This window comes from Mesorhizobium sp. M1227 (genome assembly GCF_040318315.1).
In the GTDB taxonomy this organism is placed as follows: domain Bacteria; phylum Pseudomonadota; class Alphaproteobacteria; order Rhizobiales; family Rhizobiaceae; genus Mesorhizobium.
Map to the genome: position 1 here is coordinate 1 of NZ_JAMYLZ010000077.1, position 7,556 is coordinate 7,556.

Below are 7,556 nucleotides of genomic sequence, written 5' to 3' on the forward strand. Positions count from 1 at the left end.
ATGATCTGCTCTTCAGAGAAGCGGCTACGTTTCATGTCCTGGTCCTCTCGATGGGCCAGAACGAACTTCAAACCGGATTAGATCAGAGGGGCAAGGTCACAAGCTCTCCAACTATCCCCAGTTCGTCAACAAGCTGCGCGACGTCGTCGGCCTCTATGTCGATCCGCCGGCTCACGCAATCGTGCTGTCGGTCGACGAGAAGAGCCAAATCCAGGCGCTCGACCGCACCGGTGGCTCAACGCGGTCGAGGGTTTCTTCGCCAAGTTGTCGAAGCGTCGCCTCAAGCGCGGCGTCTTCCATTCCGTTCTCGACCTCCAAGCGGCAATCAACCGCTTCGTAGAGCACAACCAGCAACCCAAACCCTTCTCTTGGGTCGCCGACCCCGACAAGATCATTGCCGCCGTCAAACGCGGGCACCAAGCGTTAGATTCCATCCACTAGGCGGGCTCTCAGCCTGACATGTTTGGCACGCAAATTACCTTTTCAACTAATCTCCGAGAACCATTAGCTTGCGCTCAAATTGGCGAAGTGCTTGGATTGCGTCTTGCCGGCGGGACGCCGTATGGACATTCTGAATATCAAAGCGCTCTTAATTGCGGTTCTGATCTTCGTTCCGATCGAATACCTGTTCGCTCTGCGCCCCCATCAAAAGATACTCAGGAAAGCCTTTTTCAACGATCTCATCTATGCGCTGTTTAATGGCATCCCGATAAGCCTTGGCCTGATCGCGGCTATCACGCTAGCAACGAGTACGGTGGGGCGGCTGGTGCCGGCCTATGTCGGCAGCGCAGTATCATCGCAACCTGTTTGGCTCCAGGTATCAGAGATCATTGTCATTGCGGACGTTGGCTTTTACCTGGCCCACCGCACCTTTCACGCCGTTCCCTTTTTGTGGCGCTTCCATTCGATTCATCATAGCATTGAAGAACTGGACTGGTTGGCGGCGCACAGGATTCATCCTATTGACCAGGCTCTGACAAAGAGCGCGTCGCTCGTGCCTGTATATCTGCTGGGTTTCAGCAGTCCGGCGATCGCCCTGTTTGCAATAATTTTTCACGTCCACGGACTTTTGCTGCACGCCAACGTCAGGCTGAACATCGGCCCGCTTCGGTGGTTGATCGCGTCACCCCAGTTCCATCATTGGCATCACGCTCACGAGCGCGCGGCATACGACAAGAACTTCGCAGGTCAACTTTCATTGATCGATGCGCTCCTCGGAACCATGTACCTGCCCGGTAACGCTGTCCCGGAGCGCTATGGCGTCGATGATCCGATTCCATCAACTTACGTCGAGCAACTCGCCTATCCAGTGATCCCGAAGGGCAGAATCAATGAAGCTCCCTCCACCAGAGATACGTGATTTCGTCGGGCGTGCAACGATGACACTCTACTTCACGTTCTGCGCGACTTTGAAGGCCGAAACGTTCTTGGTAGCTCTTGCCGGCGCAGAATGGACAGTGGCGTGGATTATCGATCTCACCGCAGATGTCGCCGCTGCCGGCTTTCTCGTGCTCATCGTTGGAATGACAGTGGCGCGTCTTCCGCCCCTGGGAACAGCGCAGGGAATTGAACCGCGAATCTCCGCGCTCATCGGATGCTTTGCCACCGCAACTTTGATCGCGGTCCCTCGCATCCAGGCAGCTCCGCAGATCGAGTTTGTTGCGGACCTGACCACCATAGTTGGTTTCGCGCTTTGCATCTTGTGCCTGTGGTGGCTCGGCAGATCCTTCAGCATCACTGCGCAGGCCAGACGGCTCGTCACGGCAGGCCCTTACCAGATCGTGCGCCACCCGCTCTATGTCTGCGAAGCGATCGTCCTGCTCGGCATTCTTCTCGGCAATGCGACATGGGCAACCGTCGCAATCTGCGCCATTGCCCTCGCTTTCCAATATCGGCGGCTCGTGAACGAGGAGAGGGTCTTGCGAGCGGTGTTCCCCGAATACAACGCGTATGGGCAGACCACGCCAATGCTCATTCCATCTTTATCCTCATTGTACTGGTGGCAGTGACTGTGCCCCATGCTGATCCGCAGTCTACTCGAAACCACTTAGTAATTATTGCCTTGGTTACAGCTCTTTTCGGGTTGATTGACATTTTGTGGCTGCCACTTTCTACAGTCGATTTTTCACCGAGGAACTGGATTGATATAGGCAAGGTGGCCCTTGTCCTCAGTGCATCTTGGATGGCATCCGCAGTTGCGCTCCATAGGGTGCGATCTGATACAAGCCCAATTGCGAGCGTAATCAAATATCTTTGTGGCTGCCTGAGAATTGTGGTCGTTTCCGCAGCAGCTTTCATTCCGCTCGCCATCACCACGACCGTCTTCATGTACCTGGCGTCGGCCACCTCAAGGCCTCTGGCGGACCCGGTTCTAGCTTCTATCGATTCCGCCCTCGGTTTCGACTGGCAGTGGTTCCTCGCCACGACCAACAAGCCAATTACAGCATCCGTCCTGGTTTTTGCTTATCACGCGCTCGCGTTCCAAATGCCGTTCGTTCTGTTATTCCTCGCGGTGAGAAACCAACGAGAACGAGCACTGGAGTTTGTCGCTCTTCTAGCGGTTGCTTCGGTCTTCACGGGCGCGATGATGGCTTTGGCGCCAGCAGAAGGCGCTTATGCCTATTTCAAGCCGGCGCCGGGGCAATTTTCGAACTTCACCACTAATGCCGGAATGTGGCACCATCATGTGCTTATGGCGCTGCGATCAGGCGAGCCGTTTGATCTGATTATGACTAAAGGCACAGGGCTCGTAACGTTCCCGTCGTTCCACACGGCACTTGGATTGGCAGTGGTCTATGCCGCGCGGACCATCCGGCCACTCTTTGTCGTGTTGGCTATGGTGAATGCCGCCATGATCGTGGCCACTCTGCCTGAAGGCGGTCATCATTTAATAGATGTAATCGCCGGCGTAATCATCGGCATTCTCTCCATCATTGCAGTCAAGATGCCTAGCTATGCGCGCGGAAAGGTCGACCGCGTTGCGAGATCAGCCGTGGGATCGGACGCGGACTACTGAGTTGGCCACGGGCCGTTGCCCTCCGGCTGCCTGGCAATGACGTGGCGGCGGCGAGACACAAGGAGAAGGAGCGCCGCCCTGCGGCGGCATCTGCATGCACAGCAAGAAGATCAACATCTCCACCGTGCTCGCCGGCCAGAGGCTCGGAATCACGAAGTCGACGACGGCATTTGGCTCGTCTCCTTCATGCACTATGATCTCAGATATATCGACTTGGAACAGAGGACCTTGCAGACCTACGACAACCCCTTCGGCACGAGGGTGTCACCCATGTCTTAGGTACAACCGTTACCCATGTCTCCGGGCCGCACGGTTTGAAGATGGTAGCGGAAGGCCGCTGCATCGCAAGACGCCCCCATTGAGAAGGCATTCTTTTGCTATCGGCCAAGCGGCCTGACAGCAAATCGAGATCGAGCACCACGAAACTCGGAAGCGAGTCGGGACGATGATGGACTGGGCGGAAACAAATAATTAGCGAGCGATGTGCACATGCCGTGCACACGGGTTTGCACCTTTTCTTTTGTTTCTGTTTCGTCGAAACACCGAAACACCGAGCCAAAGCGTGATGAGCACTCGATGATTGCCGCAGTAGATGCCCCGTCACAGCCGCATGGCCAATTGACCACGCAGCACCACTTCATAGTGCGACGGCGAGTAAACTTGTCCGGGGGCGTGTGCAGAGAGGGCGCAACCAGCGGCGATTGGAGCATTCGCTAAATTGTAAGCCTCTCCTCGGCGCACCTGCATCTGGTGCGAACAGAAAGGAGAAAACATGTCACGATCAGACACCTTCCCCCTCGTCTGCTCAAGACGGAGGAGGCCGCCAAACTTGTCGGCCTTTCCCCCGGACGCTTGAAAAGCATGGCACGTACGGCACCGGACCTGCCTATCCAAAGTTGGGTGGTCGCGTGGTCTATGCCCCGCAAATCCCCAAGAATGGGCCGACAGGGGGTTGAAGTCATCGGCCTCTGATCCGGGTGTCGGCCGCGTTTATCCGGCCAAGCCTACAGGTCGAGTGAAGTCCAGGAGGGGATAGCTTGTGCAACCTGCGGTGGAGCATGACACTGCACTCGCAGGCGCCAGCGCCCGACATCGAGGGCGAGAGCTGCCCTCCGAAGGCAGAGGTCACAGGTGATGCGCCTGCCCACAGTAGCGATGATCGCCACCAAGGATGACGTCGGGAACGTCGCGCTCTCAATCCGAATTGTGTTACTCGGGCCGTTCGGCAATAAAGAGAGTATCGGGGAGAAGCCCAAGACGCTCGCGATCGGCGGCAGGTATACGGTCTGAATGTATTCGAGCGACCGTAAAACCCACGTCCTCGATACGTTCCTTGATATCGGGTCCGTAGGCTCGCACGTGATCTGATCCGCCGAAGCGCTCGTCGCGCTCGCTCCGTGACATGAATGGCGGCGCTTCGAGCGTTTGACGATAGATAAGCGGTACTTGGATCCAGACCTGTCCTCGAGGCTTAAGGGATGACCAAATTTGCCGAAAAGCATGCCGATCGTCAGGTACGTGCTCCATGACATGACACAAGACGACAATATCGAGATCGCTGATGCCGTTCATGTTCATTAGGTCAACCTGCACGGTATCGGGGCCGTACCGTCCGGGCTCGATATCGCCTTTAATGAGGTTGCCCGCCTGAGATAGTCTCTTTGAAAGCCCCTTCTCGCTCGGCGCAATCTGGAGAATTCTAAGCGGCCCCGCCGGAAGCCGGAGAAGCTTACGGTCTAGAGCACAAATCAAGAACCGCTCACGATCCAGAGCATGACAAAGCGGGCAAATAAGCGTGTATCGCCCGAAACGGTAAAAAGCCGCCACACCGCGATCGCAGGCATTGCAGTGATGAGCCTTCCTCGTCGGGAAGAGTGTCAGGGTGAGGGCTCTCAGCCAATCTCCGTACGAATCAAGTTTGCGTGTGACCCGCGCGTTGTGATACGATCAGCATAGCTGCGAAAAAGAGATAGAAGTCGGCTTCCTCGAGCGTTGTTCCACGATGGTTTCAGCATGTCGGCCTTCTAAGGTTTTTGACCCGAGGACCGATAATTAGCGCCCCCTGATATAACGTCGAGTCAGCGGAGCAGCAGGAGATTCGCCCCGTCATGGCATCGACCCTGATATCGAGCAGACCGGCGATCTCAGCCAGCGGCTCGTCAAGCACATCCTTCAGGATAAAGACGCTGCGCTGGAGGATCGGGAGTTCCGTAAAGCGAGACACCGCAGTTTGGATTGCTGCATCAAAATCTTCACGGGGTCCGGAGCGGCGTCGACAACGACTTCAAGGGCCGCCTCGATAGGCTCTGCTGCGCGGATCGCACGGCTGCGCAGCAGGTCCAGCGCACGGGTATGGGCAATCCGGAAGAACCAGGGTCGCAGCTGCGGAATCTTGCACACCTGGTCGAGCGCAACGAGGGTTCGAGCAAAGATCCTGCACAACGTCTTCGCCGTCGATGACCGACCCCATGAGACGCGAGCAATAGCGGTGCAGTTCAGGCCCTAACGAGACGGCAAGGGTGAGGAACCCGGCGAGGAACTCCTCCCGACGGTCGCGGTCCATGGTAGATCCTGCATCGATCAAGGCGTCGCCACCCTGTGCCTCCGTCATCACCACCGCTTCGACGACAAGAGATTCGTGCGCGACGATATGCAGGGCCGGTGAGGTCGCAATCGAACTCTCAAGCCGCGACACCCTCCATAAACCGGGACGCCCGCATCGCCGTCGAGGCCGAAGACGACGCCTTCGGCATATTGCGGGTGGTGGGACAAGCCCAGCGATCATGCGCCGGCTTGCGGTCGAGCTCGGATTACGTGAGCGGAACACACGACCGAACGGGTTTATGCGGAACATCGAAACGGGTGTTGACAAATCGCTCTCTATGCAGTGGCGGTTACAACCTAAAGCGAGCTGCTCTTGGCCAGGAGCAGCCTGGCGGTTCGGTCTCGCCGCTGCGTTGCGTTCAAGCGTAGAGATTCCTGAACTGATGCTCGGCTGGCGGCAACTTGCTCGCCAACCGAGTTGGTCGTGGTCTGCCGAGACCAGCCAGCCACACGCCCGTGATTCCAACCTGAGCCGATGTGCCAATCAGCAACCTTCGCCGGTCTTTTTCACCTGGCCCGGCGCGGCGGTGTTGGCTGCCGTGTTCTGCGCTGACTAGGCGCCGCCTGCTGCGCGCTGCCAGTCTGCTGGCCGGGCGCGCAGTCTTGGCCGAGTTAGGATTTGTGGTGCCGCTGGTGGTCGTCTTGTCGGTGCCCTGATCGCCGGACATGTTGGTCCCGCTGTTCGTCGTGCCGGTGCCCTGATCCGTCGTGCTGGGCATGGTTGTCGTGGTCGAGCTTCCGCTCGTCGAGGTTCTTCGGTGCGCGAGGTCGATGAGGAAGTGAGACGGACGCGACCGCGTAGAAAGACGTCCACGTTTGCCCATAATCTACCGCGAACAGCTCCTTTGCCGGGGCGGCGGGCCCGATTGCGTGCTGGGCCTGCGCCGGTCTGCTATCTGCCAACAGGGGTCGGCCCGTCGTTTCCGCCGACTGCCGTGGTGCCTATGTTGGGAACCAGCGGCGCCTCCGCTTCTTCATCAAACGGCAAGATACGTCGATCTGGTAATCGCGCTGCGAGATACGGCCCCGGAGGTTAGTGATGCGCTCGGTCAAAAAAGTGCCGAGCCATTTAGTAGCGTGACCTGCCAGGTCGTTCACAACGGGGTCCGCGCTAGCCTACTGAACGGCTCTTTTGTGCAAGAGGTCAGTGGAGAAGTACCCAACTCCCGAGCTTGCGAATCTTGATTGGGCATACTCGTTCGATGTCGATATCACTGAGGGTACCGGCGCCTATTATAATCCGCGGTCCGCAATCAATGGCGCTCCGGGAGTTCTAACGGATGGGCCCTACACGGCTGTGTTGAGCGATTCGCATGTTCTGAAAATATTCAAGTGAAGGTGGCGTGCTGTGAACAATGAAACCATCGCGGGCGTTTGGGCCCCACTCGTTGTGCTTCCTGATCGCGGGCACTACGGCTGCCGAGGCGGAGTTGGCGTACAGTTTTGCGGTATTATGGCGCAACCGCCACAAGAATTGGCCCCGATCTTGGCCTACCTTTTGGCCATGGATCACAAACCAGCGCTCTAGGCGCTAATCCGCCTTCACGGTGAGATCGGCGCGAAAATCAGGCGCGACGAGAAGCAGGCCGCGAAGCTCATTGAAGAGATGAAGCATGTCGAGGCGGTCTTGCATCTGTTGGAACCTGGCTTCAATGCCCCGCGCCATCTCCGTCAAGCGTCGCAACAATCCAAACCCGCTGTTTCATGCGTGCCGCCGTCGACGTTCTGAGGACCGCCACGGCGCCAATGAGTGGATACCCTCCGGCGAAGGCCGCCTTGCGAGAGGACGGCACGGTAGCGAGGCTGCGCTCTTAAGGTCGCCCTTACGAGCGAAGTTAGCAGCACAGCATGAGCCATGTGACGTTATTGACCGGGCCTGAGCGTCGTCGTCGTTGGCGTGAAGAGGATCAGTGCCGGATACTGGCCGCGGCATTCG

Annotated in this window: 5 protein-coding genes and 4 pseudogenes; 6 read left to right on the top strand and 3 right to left on the bottom strand. The window is 57.7% G+C overall.

Annotated elements, in window-relative coordinates; translation table 11 throughout:
- Positions 1 to 100: 100 nt before the first annotated feature.
- The 6 genes and pseudogenes from NKH28_RS33775 to NKH28_RS33795 form a co-directional block, all read left to right on the top strand.
- Positions 101 to 441: pseudogene (locus NKH28_RS33775) on the top strand (IS630 family transposase); the annotation flags it as partial.
- A gap of 121 nt (positions 442 to 562) precedes the next feature.
- Entirely contained in the window at positions 563 to 1,360 is a 798-nt protein-coding gene (locus NKH28_RS33780) for a sterol desaturase family protein (protein ID WP_352472989.1), read from the top strand.
- Between the two features lie 19 nt (positions 1,361 to 1,379).
- Complete coding sequence (locus NKH28_RS33785) at positions 1,380 to 2,009, top strand: methyltransferase family protein (RefSeq protein ID WP_352502859.1); 630 nt, start codon at positions 1,380 to 1,382, stop codon at positions 2,007 to 2,009.
- Between the two features lie 263 nt (positions 2,010 to 2,272).
- The gene (locus NKH28_RS33790) at positions 2,273 to 3,016 is read left to right on the top strand and encodes a phosphatase PAP2 family protein (RefSeq protein ID WP_352472987.1); all 744 of its coding nucleotides are present in this window, start codon (positions 2,273 to 2,275) and stop codon (positions 3,014 to 3,016) included.
- A 79-nt stretch (positions 3,017 to 3,095) separates the two neighbouring features.
- Positions 3,096 to 3,295 (top strand): annotated as a pseudogene (locus NKH28_RS34645) (hypothetical protein); the annotation flags it as partial.
- A 501-nt stretch (positions 3,296 to 3,796) separates the two neighbouring features.
- A pseudogene (locus tag NKH28_RS33795) lies at positions 3,797 to 4,052 on the top strand (helix-turn-helix transcriptional regulator).
- Between the two features lie 173 nt (positions 4,053 to 4,225).
- Here NKH28_RS33795 and NKH28_RS33800 read toward each other — a convergent pair.
- The 3 genes and pseudogenes from NKH28_RS33800 to NKH28_RS33810 form a co-directional block, all read right to left on the bottom strand.
- Positions 4,226 to 4,843, bottom strand: coding sequence for a methyltransferase domain-containing protein (locus NKH28_RS33800; protein WP_352981419.1), 618 nt, complete (start codon positions 4,841 to 4,843; stop codon positions 4,226 to 4,228).
- Between the two features lie 265 nt (positions 4,844 to 5,108).
- Positions 5,109 to 5,600: pseudogene (locus tag NKH28_RS33805) on the bottom strand (RNA polymerase sigma factor); the annotation flags it as partial.
- A gap of 1,551 nt (positions 5,601 to 7,151) precedes the next feature.
- Positions 7,152 to 7,295, bottom strand: coding sequence for a hypothetical protein (locus NKH28_RS33810; protein WP_352687054.1), 144 nt, complete (start codon positions 7,293 to 7,295; stop codon positions 7,152 to 7,154).
- Between the last annotated feature and the right edge of the window lie 261 nt (positions 7,296 to 7,556).